The 23,948-nt window shown below is 47.2% G+C and carries 21 protein-coding genes; 17 read left to right on the top strand and 4 right to left on the bottom strand.

Going from position 1 to position 23,948, the window contains the following annotated elements; all coding sequences use genetic code 11:
• Nucleotides 1-124 precede the first annotated feature (124 nt).
• Complete coding sequence (locus tag ACKTT9_RS32005; protein ID WP_407869190.1) at nucleotides 125-1,696, top strand: LysM peptidoglycan-binding domain-containing protein; 1,572 nt, start codon at nucleotides 125-127, stop codon at nucleotides 1,694-1,696.
• A 72-nt stretch (nucleotides 1,697-1,768) separates the two neighbouring features.
• Here ACKTT9_RS32005 and sigW read toward each other — a convergent pair whose 3' ends face one another.
• Complete coding sequence (gene sigW, locus ACKTT9_RS32000) at nucleotides 1,769-2,380, bottom strand: RNA polymerase sigma factor SigW (RefSeq protein ID WP_127455323.1); 612 nt, start codon at nucleotides 2,378-2,380, stop codon at nucleotides 1,769-1,771.
• Between the two features lie 515 nt (nucleotides 2,381-2,895).
• Between sigW and ACKTT9_RS31995 the strand changes: the two genes are divergently transcribed.
• From ACKTT9_RS31995 to yajC, 8 genes are all read left to right on the top strand, one after another.
• A complete protein-coding gene (locus ACKTT9_RS31995) occupies nucleotides 2,896-3,561 on the top strand; it encodes a BofC C-terminal domain-containing protein (protein WP_407869189.1) in 666 nt (221 codons plus the stop codon).
• A 118-nt stretch (nucleotides 3,562-3,679) separates the two neighbouring features.
• Nucleotides 3,680-4,183 carry a crossover junction endodeoxyribonuclease RuvC gene (gene ruvC, locus ACKTT9_RS31990; protein WP_127455325.1) on the top strand — a complete coding sequence of 168 codons (504 nt, stop codon included), beginning with the start codon at nucleotides 3,680-3,682 and terminating at the stop codon, nucleotides 4,181-4,183.
• Entirely contained in the window at nucleotides 4,180-4,809 is a 630-nt protein-coding gene (ruvA, locus tag ACKTT9_RS31985) for a Holliday junction branch migration protein RuvA (RefSeq protein ID WP_127455326.1), read from the top strand. The genes ruvC and ruvA overlap by 4 nt, the downstream gene beginning before the upstream one ends.
• 55 nt (nucleotides 4,810-4,864) lie before the next feature.
• Nucleotides 4,865-5,875 carry a Holliday junction branch migration DNA helicase RuvB gene (gene ruvB, locus ACKTT9_RS31980; protein WP_127455327.1) on the top strand — a complete coding sequence of 337 codons (1,011 nt, stop codon included), beginning with the start codon at nucleotides 4,865-4,867 and terminating at the stop codon, nucleotides 5,873-5,875.
• Nucleotides 5,876-7,064: 1,189 nt separating this feature from the next.
• The gene (locus ACKTT9_RS31975; RefSeq protein WP_407869188.1) at nucleotides 7,065-9,257 is read left to right on the top strand and encodes a SpoIID/LytB domain-containing protein; all 2,193 of its coding nucleotides are present in this window, start codon (nucleotides 7,065-7,067) and stop codon (nucleotides 9,255-9,257) included.
• Nucleotides 9,258-9,267: 10 nt separating this feature from the next.
• Nucleotides 9,268-10,341: a tRNA preQ1(34) S-adenosylmethionine ribosyltransferase-isomerase QueA gene (gene queA / locus ACKTT9_RS31970; RefSeq protein ID WP_407869187.1), complete on the top strand. Its 1,074-nt coding sequence runs from the start codon at nucleotides 9,268-9,270 to the stop codon at nucleotides 10,339-10,341.
• A gap of 45 nt (nucleotides 10,342-10,386) precedes the next feature.
• Nucleotides 10,387-11,526, top strand: coding sequence for a tRNA guanosine(34) transglycosylase Tgt (tgt, locus tag ACKTT9_RS31965; RefSeq protein WP_127455329.1), 1,140 nt, complete (start codon nucleotides 10,387-10,389; stop codon nucleotides 11,524-11,526).
• A gap of 15 nt (nucleotides 11,527-11,541) precedes the next feature.
• Nucleotides 11,542-11,853 carry a preprotein translocase subunit YajC gene (yajC, locus tag ACKTT9_RS31960; RefSeq protein ID WP_407869186.1) on the top strand — a complete coding sequence of 104 codons (312 nt, stop codon included), beginning with the start codon at nucleotides 11,542-11,544 and terminating at the stop codon, nucleotides 11,851-11,853.
• A gap of 48 nt (nucleotides 11,854-11,901) precedes the next feature.
• On the opposite strand, the gene ACKTT9_RS31955 is transcribed toward yajC, so the two are convergent.
• Nucleotides 11,902-12,741: a phosphatase PAP2 family protein gene (locus ACKTT9_RS31955; RefSeq protein ID WP_407869185.1), complete on the bottom strand. Its 840-nt coding sequence runs from the start codon at nucleotides 12,739-12,741 to the stop codon at nucleotides 11,902-11,904.
• Between the two features lie 93 nt (nucleotides 12,742-12,834).
• Nucleotides 12,835-13,215: a TIGR04086 family membrane protein gene (locus ACKTT9_RS31950; protein WP_246238978.1), complete on the bottom strand. Its 381-nt coding sequence runs from the start codon at nucleotides 13,213-13,215 to the stop codon at nucleotides 12,835-12,837.
• A gap of 108 nt (nucleotides 13,216-13,323) precedes the next feature.
• Here ACKTT9_RS31950 and ACKTT9_RS31945 point away from each other — a divergent pair, with 108 nt between their 5' ends.
• A complete protein-coding gene (locus ACKTT9_RS31945; protein ID WP_407869184.1) occupies nucleotides 13,324-14,664 on the top strand; it encodes an SLC13 family permease in 1,341 nt (446 codons plus the stop codon).
• A 106-nt stretch (nucleotides 14,665-14,770) separates the two neighbouring features.
• On the top strand, nucleotides 14,771-15,457 hold the full coding sequence (locus ACKTT9_RS31940) for a DUF421 domain-containing protein (protein ID WP_127455334.1): 687 nt from the start codon (nucleotides 14,771-14,773) through the stop codon (nucleotides 15,455-15,457).
• A gap of 1 nt (nucleotide 15,458) precedes the next feature.
• Here ACKTT9_RS31940 and spoVB read toward each other — a convergent pair whose 3' ends face one another.
• Nucleotides 15,459-17,024 (bottom strand): stage V sporulation protein B, encoded by a 1,566-nt coding sequence (spoVB, locus tag ACKTT9_RS31935; RefSeq protein ID WP_407869183.1) that lies wholly within the window; start codon nucleotides 17,022-17,024, stop codon nucleotides 15,459-15,461.
• A 165-nt stretch (nucleotides 17,025-17,189) separates the two neighbouring features.
• Between spoVB and ACKTT9_RS31930 the strand changes: the two genes are divergently transcribed.
• The 6 genes from ACKTT9_RS31930 to ACKTT9_RS31905 all read left to right on the top strand — a co-directional run bounded on the left by ACKTT9_RS31930 (nucleotide 17,190) and on the right by ACKTT9_RS31905 (nucleotide 23,826).
• Nucleotides 17,190-17,546 carry a post-transcriptional regulator gene (locus ACKTT9_RS31930; protein WP_407869182.1) on the top strand — a complete coding sequence of 119 codons (357 nt, stop codon included), beginning with the start codon at nucleotides 17,190-17,192 and terminating at the stop codon, nucleotides 17,544-17,546.
• Nucleotides 17,547-17,647: 101 nt separating this feature from the next.
• On the top strand, nucleotides 17,648-18,880 hold the full coding sequence (gene secD / locus ACKTT9_RS31925) for a protein translocase subunit SecD (protein ID WP_407873157.1): 1,233 nt from the start codon (nucleotides 17,648-17,650) through the stop codon (nucleotides 18,878-18,880).
• Complete coding sequence (gene secF / locus ACKTT9_RS31920) at nucleotides 18,870-19,796, top strand: protein translocase subunit SecF (protein WP_407869181.1); 927 nt, start codon at nucleotides 18,870-18,872, stop codon at nucleotides 19,794-19,796. Before secD ends, secF begins: the two co-directional genes overlap by 11 nt.
• A 65-nt stretch (nucleotides 19,797-19,861) precedes the next feature.
• A complete protein-coding gene (locus ACKTT9_RS31915; RefSeq protein ID WP_407869180.1) occupies nucleotides 19,862-20,815 on the top strand; it encodes a cation diffusion facilitator family transporter in 954 nt (317 codons plus the stop codon).
• Nucleotides 20,816-20,872: 57 nt separating this feature from the next.
• Nucleotides 20,873-23,317 (top strand): single-stranded-DNA-specific exonuclease RecJ, encoded by a 2,445-nt coding sequence (recJ, locus tag ACKTT9_RS31910; protein ID WP_407869179.1) that lies wholly within the window; start codon nucleotides 20,873-20,875, stop codon nucleotides 23,315-23,317.
• Nucleotides 23,314-23,826: an adenine phosphoribosyltransferase gene (locus tag ACKTT9_RS31905; RefSeq protein ID WP_157319191.1), complete on the top strand. Its 513-nt coding sequence runs from the start codon at nucleotides 23,314-23,316 to the stop codon at nucleotides 23,824-23,826. The genes recJ and ACKTT9_RS31905 overlap by 4 nt, the downstream gene beginning before the upstream one ends.
• Nucleotides 23,827-23,948 lie beyond the last annotated feature (122 nt).

The following is a 23,948-nucleotide window of genomic DNA, read 5'->3' as shown; positions in this document are numbered from 1 at the left end:
AACGTGCATAAGATGTAATATCATTGTGAATATGTAGGTGGCTTAGCTAGCAGGGTTTATGAAAAATTGCTTGTGAATAAGCTTCCAAAGCCAGTTTTTTCTAACGAAAAAAGGAGGTAAGGTGTTGAAAATCCATATTGTCAAAAAGGGAGATACCCTGTACGAGCTCGCAAAAAAATATCATAGTACATTGGATCAGATCATTGCATTCAACCCGCAAATTGCAGACCCCAATGTGCTGGACATCGGCATGAAGGTGAAGATCCCTTCCAAACCGAAGCCGGTCGATCCGCCTGCGTCTGAGTTCGTTTACAAGCACATTGTTCAGCAGGGAGACAGCTTATGGAAGCTTGGAAAAGCCTGGGATGTACCTCTACAGGCGATGATTGGGGCTAATCCGCAGCTGAAGAATCCCAACGTACTTATGACAGGGGAAGTTGTTTTTGTTCCCAAAATGCATCATGGAGCTGCGGACACGACGCATCATTCCCCTCCAAAAGCGTCGACGATGCCTTTCGATCATATGCCGGAGGCACAGCCGACGACGCCAAGCGATGCAAGCCCGCCGCCATATATCCCGGCTCCGGAAGAAACGATGCCAGAGGCAATGCAACCAATGCCAATGCCAATGCCAATGCAACCAATGCAACCAATGCAACCAATGCAACCAATGCCTACTGTTCCTGCGACTGCCCCAGAGCAGACTTTGATGCCTGAAGTGCCAAGTGGAGAGCCAGAGGATATTGCGCTGCAAGAACCATACGAGCAGCCAGCCACTCATCCTTTCAAGCAGTTTCATATTACTGCGACGGAAGTATTCGCTTATCCAGAGGCTAATCAGCAAGAAGCAGCGGCGCATCCGGCATTTATGCCGTATCAACAGCAGCCGTGGGAACAAGCGCCTCATCATACTCAGATGCCCACATTCCCTGTGAGCAACGAGGGGTGCGGCTGTGGGGGCCCTGCCATCATGGAGCAGCCATGGATGACAGGACCAGAAGGATTTGCTGCTAACCCATTAGGAAATCCATGGGAAGGGCAGCATCATGGCTACCATCACGGCATGCCATCAATGCCGAACATGGCTGACATGAACACAATGCCATCGATGCCGAATGTGGCTGACATGAACACAATGCCGTCGATGCCAAACGTGGCTGACATGAACACAATGCCATGGATGCCGAACATGGCTGATATGAACACGATGCCATCGATGCCGAACATGGCTGACATTAACACAATGCCATGGATGCCGAACATGGCTGACATGAACACGATGCCGTCGATGCCGAACATGGCTGACATGAACACGATGCCGAATATGCCTTACATGCCTGACTTATATCCGCAAGGATCTCCTTTTGACATGGGGCAATCCGGGCATAATCCGTTTGCTTTTCAACCGGGTCCATATGGAATCCCTTATGCCGGAGCTCACTATCAAGCGCCTTTCGAGTCGCCAATGATGCCGCAAGTTCATACGCATGAACTTACGAAAGAAAGCGACAAAGATGAAGTCGTAGAAATCGATATTCGCACGAACAAGTCAGGGAAAGCCAAACATAGCGGCGGTGCTTCCAAAAAAGCGAAATCGACCGGAACAGACGCGCTCAATGCCTTCGTAAGACGTCAGCAAAGAGCAGTTTTAGACTCCCAGGAATCCAGACCCAATGTTCCTTGGATTAATTTCTGAATAACAAAAAAGCCTCCTAAGTCCACAGTCCGTGGATGGGGAGGCTTTTTATTATTTTAGCTGACGGAACCATTATGCAATCATTCCGATGGTGAAGAAGACCATAAGGCCAACGACGAAATTCATGCCCCATTTCTTGCGGAGCAGCTCCCGCCCGCGGTGCAGACGAGTTTTTACCGTTGTAATCGGCAAGTTAAGCTTGGTGCTAATTTCTTGAAGCGAAAGCTCTTCCAGATAATAAAGCGTAATGACGCTTTTATATTTGTCGGCCAACTTATTAATGGAAGTGTGCATGTGATCTTGGATTTCTGTTTGCAGCACAGCGTGCTCCGGCGATTGATCCTGGCTTGCGAGTTTACTGTAATAGCTGTAATCATCGTCGTGATCGCTCAGCTCAGCATCTAGGGATTGAACAGGCCGCTTTTTGCGCAACAAATCAATCGCGACATTTTTGCCGATCCGATAAATCCAGGTAGAGAAGTTCTGGCTTTCATCGTAGTGATTCAAATTCAAGTAAACGCGAATAAATGTCTCCTGAACGATATCCTCCGAATCAGGCCTGTTATGAAGCATGCGGAATGCAAGCTTTTGTATTTTATTCCGGTATAACTCGACTAATTCAACGAAAGCGTTGCGATCGCCTCGTCTGGATAATTGAATTAATTGAAGTTCTGCGACATTCATGGTGTTTCCCCTCCTTAGCGTTTTCGTAAGAAAACTGTCTTCGAAAGATCAGGCTTAGCATTTTCTTGAAGAAAATCAGCTGGCAGCCTTTTCAGATATATATCGTTTTTCATGAATAAGTATGAGAATATTTCATCTACTTCTGACTATATCATTTCTGTGGCAACAGTCAAATTTTATAGTTATTTTATACTCAGAACATTCCCATTATTTGCCGAATTTATGGATGTTTGGTTACTTTTCATGTCAGTGGTCGGAAATGAGGCTGAAGTTGAGCGAGGTGTAGGCACGCCTTTTTCAATTTTGAGTACTTCATTCCAAATAGCAACGGCTCCCCATAATAGGACAACTCCAATAATCAGGAGTGTTGTACGCTTGATTCGTCTTTTACCTTTCATGATAGAGCTTCACCGTCCGTCTTGATTGGTTTGATGCTACTCTCCCTATGGTAAATGATGTATAGCGTCTCATGCAAATGGAAACAATACGAAAAAAGAGAATAGAAGGGGATACCAGTGAATGTACAACGTTTTTTGAAGCATTGGAAAAGAAGGCTGCGCTGGAAACGCAGTTGGTTGACATTAGGGATGATCTTCCTTGTAGGTACGGTTTGCTTTATTGGCTACGCGACAGATGGTTTTTCAGGTATAGACCATTCTCCGACTCAAGCTACGATGGCTCAATTAACGCCGGAAGACGATGAGCGTCTGAAAGAAGCGGAAGCAACGCTGAAGCGGATTACAGATACCAGGGAAAGCTACCTGCTTAAATCTTACGTTTGCGGTGAAGAGAAGAGCACACTCGGTCAGCAAACCTCAGAGCAGCTGCTTGATATGCAAATGAAACATCCGAACTGGCTGCTCAGCGTCAGTCCAAGCGGAGAGGTTACATTTACCGAAAATATTGAAGATTTGTCTCCGGCATGCAAAGAGAAAGCGGTATTCGGCATTGACGGAAGCAGCAATCTCTCGTTGTTTAACGGCACTCCTGCCAAAGATAACGTGATACGGACATTTTTCCAACTAAACATCAAGCATTTGGAAAGCAGCCTGCCCCCGGATACGGTGGAAAAGCTGCGTGAGGGCATTCGCATCTCTGATATGGAGGAGTATAATAGCGTATTATCAACATTCAGCGATTATGCCGTGGAAGAAACAGAAAAAGCGATGACAAGACCATAATGGAGCAAAAAAGTGAGGTAGATAAGGGGGAATCCCGAGTCTATCTCTTTTTTTTGTTATCTGCTATAATGAGAAATGACTACATATGTTCGCTTTTTTTAGATGGGAGAGAAATGCTGTGCGTATTCTGGGGATTGATCCGGGGATCGCGATTGTAGGTTTTGGCTTTATTGATAAAATTGGCAGCAAGCTTGTTCCTGTGCAATATGGTTCAATTCAGACGGAAGCACATACCGATCCAGGTCTGAGACTGAAGGATGTCTACGACGCTACAACGCAATTGATAGAAAAGTATAAACCGGACGCAATGTCCATAGAGAAGCTTTTTTTTAACCGAAATGTAACGACGGCATTTACCGTAGGCCAAGCACGTGGTGTCATGATTCTAGCCGGTGTTCAGGCAGGTCTGCCCATAGCGGAATATACGCCTCTTCAAGTCAAACAATCCGTTGTCGGCTACGGGAATGCGGAGAAGAAGCAAGTCCAGGAAATGGTCAAAATATTACTCAAACTATCGCAGGTGCCTAAGCCTGATGATGTAGCTGATGCTCTGGCGATTGCTATTTGCCATGCACATTCTTCTGCTTTGCAATCTAGAATAAATGAGGTCAGAAAAAGATGATAGATTTCTTACGAGGAAAAGTGGCGCTTCGCGAGAGCGAGTATGCTGTGCTGGATGTGAACGGCGTAGGTTATCGAGTATTTTGTCCTAATCCCTATGCGCTTTCGCATAAGGATAATGAAGAAGTTACGATGTTCATTCATTATCACGTGAGGGAAGACGCTCATTTACTATTCGGTTTTGTCTCGCGAGATGAGCAGGCTTTATTCCGTTTGCTGCTGGATGTGACGGGGATTGGACCTAAAGTGGCTTTGGGTATCCTTGCTGCAGGTGGAAGACCGGAAGCTGTTATTTTGGCAATTAGCCAAGAAAATTTGGCTTTCCTGACGAAGCTGCCAGGCATCGGCAAAAAGACGGCGCAGCGGATTATTTTGGACCTTAAGGACAAATTAGGTTCAGTGACGTTCTCGAGTCCTGAAGCTGCTGTTGCTTTAAGCGTTGTGGGTTCAGCCCAAATTACGGAGGGCGGCCAAGTTTGGACGGAAGCGAAAGAGGCTCTGATGACGCTTGGTTACACGGAAGCGGAAGTGGACCGCGCATGGCTGCAAGTGAAGCCCAAAGCAAATCCTTCGGATTCTACAGATGTTTTGATGAAGCTTGCCCTGCAAGCCTTGTATACGATGTAGCAAGTATTAGCCAATGAAGAAAGCTTTCCTAGGGAAAGCTCGTAGGAGGATCACCATGGATAATGACCGGATTATATCGGCTAATTTGATGATGGAGGACAACGTCATAGAGTACAGTCTGCGTCCCCGTTATTTGGCTGAATATATCGGCCAGAAGCAGGCTAAGGAGAACCTCAAGATTTATATCGAAGCCGCCAAAATGCGCAAGGAAGCGCTGGATCATGTGCTGCTTTATGGACCGCCCGGGCTCGGGAAGACGACCCTGTCCAATATCATCGCCAACGAGCTTGGCGTGAACATCCGAACAACCTCCGGCCCCGCCATTGAGCGGCCGGGCGATTTGGCTGCCATCCTGACGAACCTGCAGGAGGGCGACGTGCTGTTCATCGACGAAATTCACCGCCTCCACCGTACGGTGGAAGAGGTGTTATATCCGGCGATGGAGGATTTTGCCCTTGATATTATCATCGGCAAGGGGCCGAGCGCACGCTCGGTGCGGTTGGACTTGCCGGCGTTTACGCTTGTCGGCGCGACGACGCGCGTCGGTTTGTTGTCTGCGCCGCTGCGCGACCGTTTCGGAGTCGTCAGCCGGCTGGAGTTTTATACGGTGGAGGAGCTCACCTACATCGTCTCCCGGACGGCCGACATCCTGCAGGTCGGCATCGTCGGTGAAGCCGCGCGCGAGATCGGCATGCGCTCGCGTGGCACGCCGCGTATCGCGAACCGCTTGCTGAAGCGGGTGCGCGACTTCGCGCAGGTGAAGGGCGATGGCATCATCACGCTGGACATCGCCAAAGAGGCGCTGAAGCGCATTCAGATCGATGACCTGGGTCTGGATGAGATCGACCATAAGATGCTGAGGGCGATCATCCAGAGCTTCCAGGGCGGCCCTGTAGGGCTGGAGACGATCGCTGCCACCATCGGTGAAGAGAGTCAGACGATCGAAGACGTCTACGAGCCGTATTTGCTGCAAATTGGATTTTTGCAGCGTACGCCGAGAGGGCGAATCGTTACGCCGCAGGCCTACCATCATTTGGGCTTGCCGGTGCCGGAACAGCGGTCATGAGGAACTTGAGAGGGAGCCGGGAGGCTCCCTTTTTTTGTTACTTGTTGCTGTCGTGTCTGGTGGATATGAGGAGACTTACGCATGAGCGCATATTGGTGGGGTTTAGGGCACTTTAACTAGTTGGCCACTACTGGCGAGGTTTTTCCTTCGACAGTTGAGCTTATTTCGACCACAAACTTCTTTCCCTTGCGGGGTACTAGTTTTTCCCTTGCGGTTCCCAGCTACCGTTTCCCTCTGTGCACCAGCTATTGCTCACTCCCTGCGAGCGCCAACTACTGACTACCCCTTGTGAGCACGAGCCGCCGGCTAACGGACTGAGATGCCCCTATTTGCCACTTTTGTCGCAAAATTAGCATCTAACGGACTCAGGAGCCGCTATTGAGCATGAATATGCTCAAAACAGCGACAAAGTCCGTGAATAACGTCCCCTCAGTCCGTTAGTGCCTCAAACCCAGCCAAATTTGCCCAAATAACGTCCCCTGAGTCCGTTACAGAAAGAGGCGCTACTTGGCGGCGGAGAATTGTCATTTGATGGGTTTGAGCAGCTACTGGTGGGTATGAGGAGACTTACGTTTGATCGCATATTGGTGGGTATGACGAGACTTATGCTTGAGCGCCTACTGATGGGTTTATGCACTTTAACTAGTTAGTTACTATTGGCGATGTTTCCTTCGACAGTTGAGCTTATTTCGACCACAAACTTACTTTCCCTGCGTACACCAGATGCCGTTTACTCCCAGCGGTCACCAACTACCTTTCCCCCTATGCACCTACTACTGTTTACTCCTTGCAAGCGCCAGCTACAAGCTCCCCCTTGCGAGCGCAAGCCGCCGACTAACGGACTGAGATGACCCTATTTGCACCTTTTGTCGCAAAATTAGCATCTAACGGACTCAGATGCCGCTATTGAGCATGAATATGCTCAAAACAGTGACAAAGTCCGTGAATAACGTCACCTCAGTCCGTTAGCGCCTCAAATCCAGCCGAATTTGCCCCAATAACGGCTCCTGAGACCGCTACGAGATGAGCCTACGCGAGCGACGTCTGAGGTTTCATTTCCTAGAACGACAGCATACACCTGAGCAGCAACTTAAAGTCTTACCATTTTATTCTACTAAAAAACAAAACTTCTGCGCTTTGCTAGAGTCTAACTTAGTAGAATGCTGCAAAAGAAAGGAAATATTGTCGAATGAAACGAACAAAAAAGCTGTTAGCCCCCAGAACACTAGCTTTGATTACGACGGCTGCTTTAACGTTTGGAACAGTTCCAGTGTTGACGATCCCTGCGCATGCAGCGGGAATATCGCATTTGGATGAAGTACGTGTTGCCTTATTCATAGATTCTGCCAAATATAAATTAATAGAACCGGTTACGACACTCAGCTCGACTGGCGGAATGGATATCAATGTACGCAGTTCAGCCGGTGCCGCCGATCAGCTCTGGCTCACTCTCCAAGACAGCACCATCCGCATGTCATTGGATCAGTACAGTGTCATGATGCTGGAAACGACGGACTTCGCTGCTGCTAAAGGATTAAGTGCGAAACTCGCCACCATGTCAGCGGATGGTTACGTGTTAAGCCGGGTGAAACAAGGGAAAACAATGTTTCAGGTATTTTACGGCAGCTTCCCTACGATGGAGGCGGCAGAAAGCGCTTCAGCTCAAGCGCTAAAAGATGTGACAGTGGCTTCGTTCACGAAGCAAGCCCCTCCTGCAGTGACAGGGCCGCTCCATTTAAGCGCGGGTACGTTTGCGTCAGAGGCTGCTGCTTTGCAGCAAGCGGCTGTTTATTCTGGAGCTGGAATTCAAGCAGATGTAGCCTTGCAAGATGATGCCACAGGTAAGCCGGCATATAGTGTATGGATTGGCAACGAAGCGAGTCCTGCTCAGTTAGAAACGGTAAAACAGGCCGCTATGCTTGCGGTTCCTGCCATTCCTTTGCAAGCCGCCAATACGAAGGCGTCCTATCTTATTCGCAAATCAGACGTAACCGCGTCGACGAATGGAACTACACCTGTCCCGCATTTCACAGCAGGAGCTGGTCAGCAAAAAACGTTGGTTCACTCCAAAGGTGAAGCAATAACTGTAAAAGAAAAAGCAGATCGCAAATATCGTGGCGACATGGAAATCAGTACATATCAGAATAAATTAGCATTGGTAAATGAAGTGCCGATGGAGTCCTACTTATATGGCGTTTTAGGTGCGGAACTTGGCTCCGGATGGCCAGCAGAGGCATTAAAGGCTCAAGCGGTCGCGGCCCGCACGTTTGCCATTAAACAGGGAAATAAATACGAAATCGCTCAAGTGACGGATACGACGTTAGATCAAGCTTATTACGGTATGCAAAAAGAGTTCCCGGCAGGAAATCAAGCGGTTGATGCCACGAAAGATGAAGTCATTTCGGATAAAAGCGGGTTGATTTCACCTGTGTTCTCATCGAATTCCGGTGGGAAAACTGCAGATCCATCCGAGGTTTGGGGAAATCCTGTGGGTTATTTGCGCAGCGTGGCTAGTCCTGATCAAGGAGCGGAAAATGGCAAAGCAACATGGTATCGCATTCAATTGACGGATGGCCGTTTGGGCTATGTCTCCGCGGAGTACTTGAAGGATACCGGCCAGAAAGACAAGAACGGTACCCCTTACTACGAGTCTACCGATCAAAACGTCAATGTCCGTTTGGCGCCGTACGTGGACAATACAGCGAATCCTTCTATTGATCAGCTTGCAGCTAAGGAAAAAGTACTCGTCATAGGGCAGGAAAAAGAATCTAATGCTTACTCTTGGATGAGAGGCCCTTATACGCCGAGTGAGATGAAGAGCAAATTAACAGCGGCAGGGGTACAAATCAACGGTGAACTAACATCCCTGGAGATATCTGCACGCGGTCCGTCTGGAAGGGTTACAGAGCTCAAAGCAAATGGCGTTGTAGTAAAAGTGCCATATCCTGACGCCCTGCGCACTGTGCTTGGCGGCTTGCCCAGCACCCTGTTTGAAATTGAAGGAGCAGGAAGTTATACTGGTAGTACCCCGCAAGGAGCCAATCTGGCGATCGTGGGGGGCGGAAGTGCCGGGACGGGCACTACAAGCAATGACTCCGTCTACGTGCTTTCCGGTAATCAATCCCAGCCGACCTCGCTCAAGAAAACGGATTTGACCGCATTAGGCACCACAGGGTTGGCTAAACCAACGGATCCAATTGGAACCCCAAACACACCTTCGGTAACACCAACGCAAGGCAAACAATTCGTATTCCGCGGCACAGGATATGGCCATGGATTAGGAATGTCCCAATGGGGAGCAAGAGGTTTTGCAGAACAAGGCTATGATTATAAAAAAATACTTCAGACATATTATACTGGAGTCAACATAACTAAGGAATGAATACACACTCATGGATGTACAAGCATTTGACTTTGAATTACCTGAATCATTGATTGCCCAGACGCCGCTGCTTAATCGCACAGCGTCTAGACTGCTTACGCTGAATAAACAGACCGGAGCAATTGGTCACCAGACTTTTGAACAACTCATTGATTATCTGGAAGCCGGGGACTTGCTCGTGATGAATGATACACGAGTCATTCCAGCACGGCTCTTTGGCATGAAGAAAGACACGGGAGCCAAGGTTGAGCTATTGCTCTTGAAACAGCTCGGTGAGGACCGTTGGGAGGCCTTGGTAAAGCCTGGGAAGCGCATGCAGCTGGGGGCTGTGGCCGTTTTTGGAGTGAACCAGGAGGAAGAGCCTCTGCTGACGGCGGAGGTCGTTGAAGTTGGAGAGATGGGAGCACGTGTTCTTCAATTCAGCTATAAGGGCATTTTTAATGAAATTTTGGATCGATTAGGGGAGATGCCCCTGCCTCCTTATATTAAGGAACAGCTGCCGGAGAGGGAACGCTATCAAACCGTGTATGCGAAACACGAGGGCTCGGCCGCGGCGCCAACAGCAGGGCTTCATTTCACAGAAGCTTACTTGGAGAAGCTGCAAGCGAAGGGGGTTCGTCTTGCATTCGTTACGCTGCATGTGGGATTAGGCACATTCCGTCCTGTGTCCGTAGACACCATTGAAGAGCATCAAATGCACGCGGAGTATTACGTGCTTTCCGCTGAAACCGCAGCGGCGATCAATGAAACCAAAGCGAACGGGAAACGTGTTGTTGCTGTAGGAACAACATCTGCCCGAACGTTGGAAACCGCCGCAGGTATCAGTCGTGAGCAAGGAGGAGCGGAAGATGGGAAGCCATTAGTTATCCAGCCTTCGCAGGGTTGGACGAGTATCTTTATTTATCCGGGATATAGCTTCGGGGTCGTGGATGCTCTGTTAACGAATTTCCATTTGCCGAAATCAACCCTGCTCATGCTGATTAGCGCTCTGGCTGGAAGGACGCATATCATGCAAGCTTATGAAGAGGCTGTCCGAGAAGAGTATCGCTTTTTTAGCTTTGGAGACGCAATGCTTATTTACTAAATAGAAACAAAGACTAGAGGAAGCTTAGAATAGGAAGTGGATGTAATGGCAGCAGCAGTAACGTACGAACCGATCAAAACTTGTAAACAATCCGGCGCCCGCTTGGGTCGGGTTCACACCCCGCATGGCGTTATTGAAACGCCGGCTTTCATGCCGGTGGGTACGCAGGCTACGGTGAAAACGATGAGTCCGGAAGAGTTGAAAACGATGGATGCTCAAATTATTTTGAGCAATACGTATCATCTATTCATTCGTCCTGGACATGAGATCGTGAAATCCGCAGGCGGATTGCACAAATTCATGAACTGGGATCGCCCTATTTTAACGGATAGCGGTGGGTTCCAAGTGTTTAGCCTGAGCAACATGCGCAAAATTACCGAAGAAGGCGTTACGTTTAAATCCCATTTGAATGGTGACAAGCTGTTTCTCTCGCCGGAAGTAGCCATGGAAATCCAAAACGCGCTTGGTTCCGATATTATGATGGCTTTCGATGAATGCCCTCCGTTCCCGGCAGAGTACGATTATGTGAAGAAATCATTGGAACGTACGACACGCTGGGCCGAGCGCTGCCTGAAAAGTCACAGCCGACCGGAAGATCAAGGTTTATTCGCCATTATCCAAGGCGGGATGCACGAGGACCTGCGCAGAATGAGCGCGGAGCAGTTGACTTCCATGGATTTCCCGGGGTATGCTATTGGTGGACTGAGCGTTGGAGAGCCCAAGCATTTGATGTATGAAGTGCTTGATTATACAGCACCGTTGATGCCGGCTAACAAACCGCGTTATCTGATGGGTGTGGGTTCACCCGATGCCTTAATTGAAGGCGCTATCCGCGGGATCGACATGTTCGACTGCGTACTGCCTACAAGGATCGCCCGAAATGGGACTTGCATGACAAGCGAAGGCCGTCTTGTGATTCGGAATGCGAAGCATGCAACGGATTTTGGCCCACTGGATCCCAAATGTTCATGTTATACTTGCACAAATTACAGCAGAGCATATATTCGTCATTTAATTAAAGCGGATGAAACCTTTGGAATCAGATTGACAACGATTCATAACCTTCACTTTCTGCTACAGCTTATGCGCGATGTCAGAGGGGCCATTATGGAAGATCGCTTGCTCGATTTCCGTGATGAATTCTTTGCCTCTTATGGGCTGAATGATAATGAAAGAGGATTTTAAGAGAGGAGGATACCTATGTTTCAATTGGCAGCTGAAACTGCGAATACTGGCGCGGTAGGATATTTGTATACATACGGGCCGTTAGTGCTCATGTTCGTGGTTCTCTATTTCTTACTTATTCGTCCACAGCAAAAAAGACAGAAAACACGCAATCAAATGCTCGGCTCTTTGAAAAAAGGAGATAAGGTCGTTACGATTGGCGGTCTTCACGGCACGATTATGGAGATCACTGACGACATTTGTGTGCTTCGTGTCAACGATGCAACGAAAATGACTTTTGATCGTTCTGCCATCAATGCTGTTTCACAAACAACAGCAAAGGAATAAAATAAAAAAGCGAGAACCTTCATCAGGCTCTCGCTTTTTGTTTGGCTTTTAAAGCTCATTATTTTTGAAAGATCGTTTAAGCAGTACTTGTTCTCCAAAAACCAGGCGTCCTTCGGAAATGCGCAGTCCCAATCTTGCGGCTACAACACCTAGCACGACACCGGCACACATATCGGATAACCAGTGGATACCGAGATAGAAAATCGTGAAAATGATAAAAGCTGAGGAGATCGGAACGAAAATTTTCCAAAATGTATTGCGGCTCTTCACAGCAATGACGGCCATCGATACGGAGATCGACGTATGCAAGCTAGGGAAGCAATTATCCAATCCCGACAGTGGGCGATAGTCCTGCTCGAAGGTTGGGAATACATCGAGAATAAGCAGCTTAACATTGGGATGAAACGACCAGACTTCGTTAACTGGAAAGAACAGATAAAACGGAATGGCTATCATATAGTTGAACATGAGCGCGTAACAAATCGCGTAGAATAATTTATAATTTTTCTGAAATGTATAAAGAGCAATGGATGCAATCATGACGGATGGAAAGATCACGACGTAGAAATAACTGCTAATCACGGTCAATATATCATTGTGGAAGAAATGTTGAATCGCAGAAACAAAGTTTCCTTCTATGCTATAGATGGATTTGGTAAAATCAGCTTTATAGTCAATTCGTTTCTCGACCCACATCTCAAGTTTGTTGAAAAAAAGGATTGTGATGAGTGCTGCGAAGTGGATTAAATACTTGCGGGATGTAAATATTTCTTGAACGAAGCTTCCGGCGATAACGAACGGATTTTTGCGTGTTGCGGCAATTAGAAAGACGATGACAGTAATTACTATATAGACCGTCGCATGTGTCATAGACTGAAACGGGCTCATGGTGTTTTCCCCCTAATATTGGAAATTATTGCGAATATAACTATGATAGTATACCACAATCAAAGGGGGATAGTGAATTTTCACGGAAACGTCTTATTTCGTCGTGTTAACGCCAAGGATGCCTCCAAGTGCTCCTGCTGCAAATAAAATACCGAGCAATTGCAGGGATTGAAGATTCAATCCTGCGTCAAAAGCTAGAAAGCCAACCAAGAAAATAAGGATAAAATAGACGAATCCGACGAGTCCCCCGTGGTACCAGCCGCGGTTACCGGCTCTTTTGCCTGAAACCCAGCCTCCAATAAACAGTGCTGCAGCATGGATAATCGTAGTTAACGTATGCAAGGAACTCTCTTGTGTGCTAGTTAGCAGCAAAAATAATGATGTTACTATTGTCCCAATTGTCATCATGCTTAATGAATAGGCAAGTCCGGAAAATAATGGTGATGTTATTCGAACCTGACTGACCGTTTTCATGGGGTTCACAGGCACCAATCCTTTCTTAATTCGTTCTTTTCATTATCATCATTGTATGGCCAAGCACATAGAATTAGTACAGACTGTTCAAAGGGAAGGTGAATAATTATGATGGAATTTTCTCAAGGACCCGCTCTGTGGCAGGCTATTGCAGCACTTATTATTTTTGTTGCCGCTTATATTTGTATCTTGATTGAGAAGTGGGACCGTATGTATACGGCGCTTGGAGGAGCCATCCTGATGCTTCTTCTGGGCATTGTTCCAATTGGAAAGGCGCTTACAACATACGCAAATTGGCATGTTCTTTTATTTCTTGTTAGTTTATTTGTGATTGCCGGTCTATTTCAGAAAACAGGACTTATCGCATTCGCTGCAAGCAAAATCATACGCGTGTTTCGGTTACAGCCTTTTACGATATTAATAGGTTTGTCGGTACTGGCCGCTGTAAGTTCTGCCTTATTAAACGCTTTGCTCACCGTCGCTGTTATCGTTCCAATCCTGCTCAAAACGACGAAGATGATGAAACTGTCGCCTGTACCTTTTTTGATTTCTGTCTTGTTATCGGCGAATCTCGGTGGCGCAGCAACGCTTATGGGCAATTGGTCCAATAGGTTGATAGGTGCAGCTGAGCATATAACAACAGGGGAGATGCTGATCAAAATCGGACCGCTTGTTATTCTCATGTTGGCCATCGTCTATCTAGCAATCTGGTTTCTCTATGGAAGGAAAATGATTATTCCTGAAACGTACAAGCGGGAGGTGCTTAGTTTGCAGCCCGAAACCTACTTAACGGAAGACCGCGTCCAATTTATCGGTGGCAACGCCATTGCCGGGGCAACGCTGCTTGCTTTTTTACTGCAAGGTATTTTGGGGTGGCAAGCCTCCTATATTGCTGCAAGTGGGGCAGTAGCGCTAATCGCGCTTAACTATCAGGACCTCATTCAGCTTTTCAAAAAGAGAGACTACCGTTCCTTTTGGAGTGGGGTACTAGAAACACAAGGATTGTTTTTTCTAGGATTGTTTATTATGGTTGGCGGACTAACGTATGCCGGGATATCGGGATTCATCGCTGTTAGAGGATTGGAATTGAGCCAAGGCTCCATGTCATTTTTATCCATGCTTTTGTTATGGTTGACGGGGTTTGGTTCATCGGTTGTGGATTATGTGCCATACACCGCGGCGATGATTCCTGTGATAGAACATATAGGAACAGAAATGCAGAGTTTTTCTCAAACATCCATTCAACCTCTGTGGTGGTCCATCATTATTGGAACCGCGATTGGAAGCGGGGTTACGCTCTTCGGTTCGATATCAAGCATGTATGCCGCAGCACTCGCGGAGCAAGAAGGAGGAGGGTTTAATCCCCGGAATTATTTCATGATTGCAGGGCCGATCTCCTTGGTTTTATTCATCGTAGCTACGATCTATTTCAAGCTATTTCTGTTGTAATTCCCAACAATTGAATACGTAAAATCTGCATGATGAAGTGCATGAGCGGTCAGAATACCAGTGAACTCCGAGAACAAGCAAGAAGCTTAGATCAGGGAGGCTATCGATGGATATTCTGACCATTTTTTTACGTACCGTGCTGATCTACTTTGTCGTTTTTCTAATGCTCCGTCTGATGGGGAAGCGGGAAATCGGGAAGTTATCGCTGTTTGATCTGGTTATTTCGATTATGATTGCCGAGATTGCCGTGTTCGTGCTTGAAGATGTAAAGAAGCCAATCATGGATGGGATTGTCCCGATGGCGACACTGGTGCTGATCCAAATCATCATCGCCTATGTCACATTAAAAAATAGAAATCTCCGGATTCTATTTGACGGGAAACCTAGCGTGATCATCAAACAAGGATTGATCGACCGTGAAGAAATGAGGAAACACCGTTACAACCTGGATGACTTGATGCAGCAGCTCAGGCAAAATAAGATCATGAATGTCGCAGACGTGGAGTTTGCCGTTCTTGAGCCCTCGGGGAAGTTAAGCGTAGTGGAGAAAAGCTTGAAAGCGAAAGAGACAGCGATTGACGAACAAGGCCTGAAAGGCACGATTCGATATGAGGGTCTACCGCTGCCTCTCATTATGGACGGCAAAGTACAGGACGATAACTTAGAGAAAATAGGCAAAACGAGATTCTGGCTAAAAAACCAGCTTCAATTCAAGGGAGCGCGCGATTTCAAAGAAGTGTTTTACTGCTCCATTGATCACAGAGGCAGAATGTTTCTTGACCGCAAAAGATAGGCTAGCGGATAATTTTTTTGCCCATGTTCAGAACCCGAGTCAGGTCCTTTAAACGAATCAATCGGAAAACCGTAATCGAAAACAAATAAACAATAAACCCTACGAGAGTCGAAGATACAAAACGGAGCCATTCAATGGTAGTCCATGGCATGTACATGATGAAGTAACAACATAGACCTGAGAGGACCATAGCCGCTCCAATTTTGCCGAAATCACTGCCCTCCATACGAAACTTCAACAAACGCACAACGCTGTTCCAATGTAGGAGCGTAACCAACACAATGTTTACATTGATCGCAAAAACAGCTCCTTGAATGCCGAGTTCCGGCTTGCTGGCCAGCCAATAAATGAGGATCAGTTTGACGGTAGAGCCTATCAAGGTATTGATTAAAGCGGATCCGGGTTTGTTCAAAGCTTGCAGAGTCGACTGCAGGGGTGCCTGGAAATAGATGAATATGGCAATTGGAGCCATCATTTTGAGCATGATACCAACATCGGGTTGATTGTACATATACCTGCAGATGGGTTCGGCCAGGACGAACATGATGACAGCAAACGGAGCACCCGTGACTAAAGCCAGCCTTAAGGATTGGTGCAGGCGTGCATGGATCGTTTTCATATCTTTGCGAGCAGCAGCTTCGCTTAAGGATGGAACCAGCGAGACCGATAAAGACATCGTCAGTGCGCTCGGAAGCAGAATGATAGGGATAATCATACCTTGCAGCGCACCGTACTGCGCTGTTGCCAGAGAAGTGGCAATGCCTGCAATGGCTAGACTTTGCGCAATGAGAATAGATTCGAATAAATAAGAGCTTGCCCCAATTAACTTGCTGCCCGTAATCGGAATGGAAATGCGTAATATCCGCCGTAAGTTAGCCAATCGGCCATTCGTTTTCGTTGTACCGATCTGAGCGACAGGAAGTTTCGGTGATGATTTCTTATCGTACCTGAAATGGATGGCCAGAACGGCTAGACCGCCAATCTCACCGGCAAGAACGCCTACCATGGCGCCGGCGGCGGCATATTCGATCCCGTATGGGATCATGACATACGAGCAGACAAGCACCATCACAATGCGAATCAGCGTTTCCATGATCTGTGACGTGGCCGTGGGAATCATATTCTGTCTGCCTTGAAAGTATCCGCGGTAAACAGCGGAAACCCCGATGATCGGGATCATTGGACTCATGCACAAGAAGGTGTAATAAACGCGTGAATCGGTTAACAAATGGGAGGTGATCCAAGAGGCTCCTGCGACGCAAGCAATGGTGAATAGGATGCTCAAGCCAATTGTGATCACTAAAGAAATTCGAAGAATGCTGCGAATTCTCGATTCATTATGCTCGGCTTCAGCCTCGGCAATCAGCTTGGCAATGGCAATAGGTATGCCTCCCGTTATGATCGTCAAGATGACGGAAAGGAAAGGCCAGCCCATTTGATAAAGGCCAATGCCTTCTGCGCCGATGACACGAGGTAAAGTAATTCTAGGGATGAAGCCGAGAATACGGTTCAAAATGCCTGCGGCCAAAAGAATCATCGTGCCCCTGATAAATGACTGCTTGGTCATGCCATACCCTCTTCCGATACTTGTCTTACCTTATGGATATGCGAGAGTTGGTCAGGCTCATGCTAACATTTTATGGACAGGTTAAAGCTAGCAGGAAATTGGGGTGTGAATATCGAATAATATGTCAAGTTAACCATGATAAACTGACCTTAGGAGGATCTCTCTATGAATGGAGAAGATAATGATCAAGTTCCTCATCATCCTGAGGACAAGGCAAGCGAACAGATAGAGGAAAGTGAGTCAGCCCCCCATCACGCGGACAAGGAAGAAGCGGAAGTTACACTTTCCGATTTTGAATTGAGCGAGGTCATCGAGAATCTCTGTCTAAGCAAAGTTGAGGAGTTTGTGCTGCTTGGCTATGAACATGTCACTGGAAAAGAGATCTGGGATTGTGTGAGTGATAAATACCGTAAAACGGGTGTCCCTTCTCTTCATCAAATCGTGAATGACATTTTATCACTGAAATCGACCCAGTTTATGAACTGGCTAACGATAAGCATGTATAGAGGGGCCCAATTCTAAGAATAGGGCTTATTTTTTCATGTAACGACTTAAATTGACTCGATTTTCAGACCTGTATATAATAGGCATATTGAGTATCGAAGGGAGACAAGCAAGAGATGCTGGATTGGAAAAGAATATCGTTCTTTTTTCTAACGGTTGTTATTGTTCTCGGCGCAATCGGAGCAACAAGCCCTAGACTTGTAGAACGAATCAAGCTTGGTTTGGATTTAAAAGGCGGATTTGAAATTTTGTACACCGCGGAGCCTCTAACGGCTGGGCAGCCTTTAACGCAGGAAACGCTTACGCAAGCAGCGGAAAGTCTTGCCAAACGGGCTGACTCCCTTGGTGTAGCAGAGCCTGAAGTCTATCCAGAAGGATCAGACCGGATTCGTGTGCGTCTGGCAGGCGTGGAGAACGAGGAAGAAGTTAGAACTTTGATGTCCAAGCCATCTGTTCTTACCTTCAGAGGTCCGGATGGGACAGTCTACATGAATGGTACCGATTTCGTGGAGAACGCAGCGAAATTAAGCTACGATCCGAATACGAAACAGCCGATCGTAGAGATCAAAATGAAAAGCAGAGAGAAATTCAAGGAAGTTACGACAAAGCTTGTTGGAAGCACATTGTCCATCTATCTGGATGATCAAGTGCAATCGACGGCATCCGTTAATTTCCCGATCGACAGTGATTCCGCTATCATTACACAAACAAGTGTAACGGAAGCGACTAAAGTAGCGAAAATGATTAACTTGGGGGCTATGCCGCTAAAGTTAACGGAAAAATATATTCAACGTGTTGACGCGACGTTAGGACAAGCATCCTTGCACCAAACAGCGCGCGCTGGGCTGATTGCATCGATCCTGATTTTCCTTTTCATGGTACTGTACTATCGTGCACCGGGGCTTGTTGCGGCGTTTACGCTAATTACATACGTTTGGGTTCTTCTTGCGGTCTTCGACTTTATGAATGCAACCTTAACGTTGCCGGGTATTGCGGCCCTAGTACTGGGAGCAGGTATGGCAGTTGACGCGAACATTATTACATACGAGAGAATCCGTGAAGAAATTCGCGCGGGCAAGAGCATCCTTTCCTCTTTGAAAGCAGGCTCCAAGCATTCCTTCCGTACAATCATGGACGCTAACGTTACGAACTTGATTGCCGGTATTGTTCTTTACTATGTAGGGAACGGCGCAATCCGCGGATTCGCGGTTATTACAATGTTAAGTATTATCATTAGTATCTTAACCAACGTTCTTTTCTCCAGATGGCTGCTTCATCTGATCATACGAGGCAACTTGCTGAAAAAGCCAAGTTATTTCGGCGTGAAGGAGGCAGAAATCCGTGGACTCTAAGAATAAGTTTGATTTTGTAAGATCGCGCAACAAATTTTTTGGCATTTCGATTGCTCTTCTTATCATAGGATTAGCTGTCATGCTGTTTTCGGGGATGAACTTCGGGGTCGATTTCAAAGCAGGAACGAATATCGATCTGGTCGTAGGCAAGCAGTTGGATAAAGCCAAAGTCGATGAGATTCTGAACGGTCTGTCAACGAGCGGCGATGTGAAATCGCACCATGCGGACCCGACAATCGGCGGGAATAACAGTGATCGCGTCTCAATCCGCTTCGATGACGTGCTGAACGACGACGCGGTGAATAAAATTCAGAAAGCATTTGCAACGGCTTACGGCGTTGATGTTTCCAAAGAGATTAATACCGTAGATCCTCAGTTGGCCAAAGAATTGCTGTTGAAAGCCGTATATGCGGTAGCGATTGCCAGCGTATTGATTTGTGTGTATGTCAGTATCCGTTTCGAATGGCGTTTTGCGATTGCTGCGATTATTGCCATTCTTCACGACGCATTCATGGTTATCGCGGTTTTTGCGATTTTCCGTCTGGAAGTCAATCTTCCATTTTTGGCGGCGGTTTTGACGACGATCGGTTATTCCATCAATGATAAAATCGTTATTTTTGACCGTATCCGTGAAAATCTCAGATTCGCTAAGCTCAAAACGGACGAAGACCTCGTTGCCTTGGTTAACGACAGTATTTGGCAGACGATGGCGCGTAATATCAATACCGTTCTCGTGGTATTAATTGCCGCTGGCTGCTTGTACATCTTCGGAAGCGAGTCCATCAAGCTGTTCGCACTTGCGAAGCTGGTCGGATTAACGAGCGGTGCTTACTCCTCCATCGTTATTGCTTGTTCTCTGTGGTACCTCTTGAAAAGAAAATCGTTACGGAGTTCTAAAAAGAAAGCTGCAGCGTAATAACCATAATAACTGGCCGCGTGAATGTTGCGCGGCCTTTGTATCCGTTCAGGGGGAGTGTCAGCGTGAAAGACGAGCGTTTTCAAAAAACGGAGCTTGCGGTATGGGGCGGCATCGCCAGTAATGCAGCTCTTGCGTGTCTGAAAGGTATTGTTGGGATTATGGCGCAGAGCTCAGCCTTGTTAGCGGATGCCGCACATTCGGCATCAAGAGCCATAGCTTCATCCGCAGCACTGATTCGGGTGAGATCAGATCAGCAGCCTCCAGAGGAGTTGGATGCCCAAAGTCCAGAAAAGAATCTGTCTATTGCAAGTATTCTGTTGGCTATTATCGTTCTTATTATAGGAATCGAGATGGGGATTTCAGCGATTCATGCCTTAGGGTCTGCCGAGGAACATACTGACAAGAATTACGCGCTCGCTGCACTTGGACTTTCGCTAGTCGTCAAAGAAATCATGTATCAATACGTGAGCCGGTTAGGCAAACGTATAGGCTCTCAGGAATTAATTGCTAATAGCAGAGGGCACCGTTCCGATATATACTCTACTATTGTGGCTCTGATCGGGGTATTCGGCGCAACACTCGCCAACGTTTTGCAGGTCCCATTCCTTTCCTATTTGGATCCGATAACAGGAATTATCATTTCTCTTATGATCTTGAAAATGGGGTATTCGCTTGTCAAGGAAGCTTTACATAGGAAGCAAGAGTACGTTCTACAGCAAGAGGATGCTGACGATTTGATTGCCGTTGTGCAGTTGATTAAAGGTGTAATCACTGTAGATGACTTAAGAGCCAGAGAGCACGGACATTATGTGGTGGTTACGGTCAAAATCAGCGTGAATCCAAGGGTAACGGTTTGGGAAGGGCATGAAGTTTCCAAAAGGATTAAACAGCAGCTGATGAAAAGATTCCATCATGTTTCGGATGTGTTTGTGCACGTGGCTCCTTATGATGCCGGCTATCCCTACAAACATTCTACGGATTCAGAGCTCAGCGAGCTCCCGTCCGTTATTCATTAATTTTGTAATAAGCACGAAGAAAGTTTTGCACAGCAAAACGCTAAGGAGGACACACAAGTGCTAGCACCAAAGGCAAGATGGAGCATTGGCCATGCGGATGAAATGCTCATAGAAACTTTTGTGCGCGAGCTGCAGATCGACCCGCTTGTGGCCCGACTGCTTGTTCTCCGAGACATTCGGACGGTACCTGAAGCCGAACAATTCATGCACGGCGGAGTTCAGTATTATCATGATCCCTATTTGCTTGACGGCATGCTCCCGGCTGTTGAACGTATCCGGAAAGCACTGCAGAACAACGAATTTATTCGCATATATGGGGACTATGATGCAGACGGCGTTAGCAGCACTTCGCTCATGCATCATTTGCTCACAGGCTTAGGCGCCCGGTTCGATACGTATATCCCGCATCGCATTCGTGAAGGCTATGGTCTGAATCGCTCAGCGATTGATTTGGCCAAAGAGCAAGGCGTAGATCTATTAATTACCGTGGACACAGGCATTAGTGCCGTTCAAGAAATCGCCTACTGTGAAGAGTTAGGCATAGATGTCATCGTGACGGATCACCACGAGCCTCCGGAGCACTTGCCACAGGCTCTGTCTGTGATCAATCCGAAGAAGCCCGGCTGTCCTTATCCTTTTAAGCACCTTGCCGGTGTCGGTGTTGCTCTGAAGCTGGCACACGCTTTGCTGGATAGGCTGCCAGAGGAACTGCTGGAATTTGCGGCGCTTGGCACAGTAGCGGATTTAATGCCGCTGAATGGCGAGAATCGCTTAATTGTCAAACAAGGTCTGCAGCGCATGCAGGACTCGGCTTACGCAGGATTCCGTTCGCTTATTGGCGTCTCAGGCATTGAACGCAAGGAAGTGACAGCAGGTCACATCGGCTTCTCGCTCGCACCAAGAATCAATGCCAGTGGAAGACTGGAAGCAGCGGATATCGCGGTTAAATTGTTGACGACGTCCAATGAAACCGAGGCGGAGCAAATTGCTTTTGAATTGGATATGCTGAATAAAGAGCGTCAACTTATCGTTGAAGAGATGGTGAAAGAAGCCTTTGTTCTCGCAGAGGAGCAGCAGGCCAAAGGTTTGGACAAAGTGATCGTCGTTGCGAAGGAAGGCTGGAATGTGGGCGTTGTCGGCATTGTAGCCTCCAAAATCGTGGATAAATTTTACCGGCCGACCCTGGTGCTCAGTATAGATCCGCAGACAGGAATTGCCAAAGGATCAGCACGTTCCATTGCCGGTTTTGATTTACACAAGGCTTTGACCGTCTGTGAAGAGTGGCTAGACCACTATGGAGGCCATCAAGCAGCAGCTGGAATGAGTTTAAGCAAAGACCATTTGGAGGCTTTCACGCAAAAGCTGAATGAGCTTGCAGCTGCGACATTGACGGAGCAGGATTATATCCCGCTGTTGAAGGCAGACGCTGTATGCAGCTTGCCCGATGTTCCGATTGCCAGCATCGAAGGGTTGGAGAAGCTTGCGCCATTTGGCATGGGCAATCCCGCGCCCAGGTTCATGTTCACCGATTTATCGCTGGATGACATCCGGACCATGGGCAAAGAGAAGCAGCATCTGAAGCTCGCGCTCTCTCAGGCCAAAGATGAAGTAAGCTGCTCGGTGGAAGCCGTTGGATTCGGCAAAGGCAGTCTGGCTGGACTCATCACTCAAGCAGCAAAAGTCGACGTGCTTGGCGAGCTGTCCATCAATGAGTGGAACGGCGTCCGCAAGCCGCAAATTGTTATGCAGGATTTGAAGATCACGCATATGCAGCTCTTTGATTGGCGTGGAGCGGGTCAATTAAGCGCCAAGCTGAATATGCTTCAAAATAACCTGGCAACAAGCAACGCGAAGAATCAAGTGCCTGGTATCGTGCTCTTCGACGAAACGGATGTGAAAGCTTTTGCTGCCACAGCTTTTCAAATTGGCGAAGCGATCCCTTACTGGGTCGTTCAAGACAGCGGCCTTCTACGGCCAGGCAATGAAACAGCCAGTCAGCTGGATTTTGCTCATATGAAGGATATCATTCTGTACACGATCCCAAGGAGTTTAGTCAGCTTACAAGGTGTGTTACAGCAAGCCCTTGGCATGATGCGTTGTTATCCGGTTTTCGCAGAGTTAGGACCTGATAGCGGAAGCACCTTGCCTTCTCGTGAGATGTTCAAGATGATGTACGGCACATTGCAAAAAGAGGGTTCGTTGAATGTGCAGGATGCCCGTCTAATGGCCTCATTCAGCAAAAGATCGGGCTTGTCACCAGCAATGATTCAATTCATTTTATCCGTGTTTGAGGAGTTAGCGTTTATTGAAAGACAAGGGGCTTTCGTTAAACTGCATGCATCACCTGCCAAGAAAGATCTTACAGCATCCCGCATTTATCAGCATAGAATGAATCGTCAAGAAGTTGAATCTGTTGTGATGTATTCTTCAGCCAAAGAATTAGAGCAGTGGATTGCCCAGCATATCAAGCAAGAAAACCACATATTGGAGGAAATTATATGAATTTCAAAGAGTACATTCGCGTTATCCCAGACTTCCCGCAACCGGGAATCCGTTTCAAAGATATCACCACGCTTCTTCAAAACGGTGCTGTTTACAAAGAAGCCATTGATCAATTGAAAGAAATGGTCAAAGAGAAAGAAATTGATGTCATCGCGGGACCGGAAGCTCGCGGCTTCGTCATCGGCGCTCCGCTGGCTTATGCGCTTGGCGTAGGTTTTATTCCGATTCGCAAAAGCGGTAAGCTGCCAGGCGAGACCATTGAAGTGGATTATGCCTTGGAATACGGCAAAGATAAACTAGCCATGCACAAGGATGCCATTAAGCCTGGTCAAAAAGTTCTAATTGCCGATGACCTGCTGGCAACAGGCGGAACGATCCAATCGTCGATCGATTTGATTCAACAGCTTGGCGGAGATATTGTTGGGGCAGCGTTCTTGATTGAACTTTCCTATTTGGAAGGCAGAAATAAGTTTAATGGTATAGATGTGGTTTCCTTAGTTCAATATTAAAATAAGCGAAGAATCGAATGTCATATTCGATTCTTTTTTGTACATAGATATAGGCCGTAAGGAAGGAATATTTCAAAGGATTTTAGGCAAAATGATGTTTTTTGTCGAAAGGTTAGCATGGC

Origin of the sequence: Paenibacillus sp. P36, assembly GCF_045866505.1 — a bacterium.
GTDB lineage: Bacteria > Bacillota > Bacilli > Paenibacillales > NBRC-103111 > Paenibacillus_E > Paenibacillus_E chondroitinus.
This window is presented reverse-complemented; position numbering and strand designations above follow the sequence as displayed.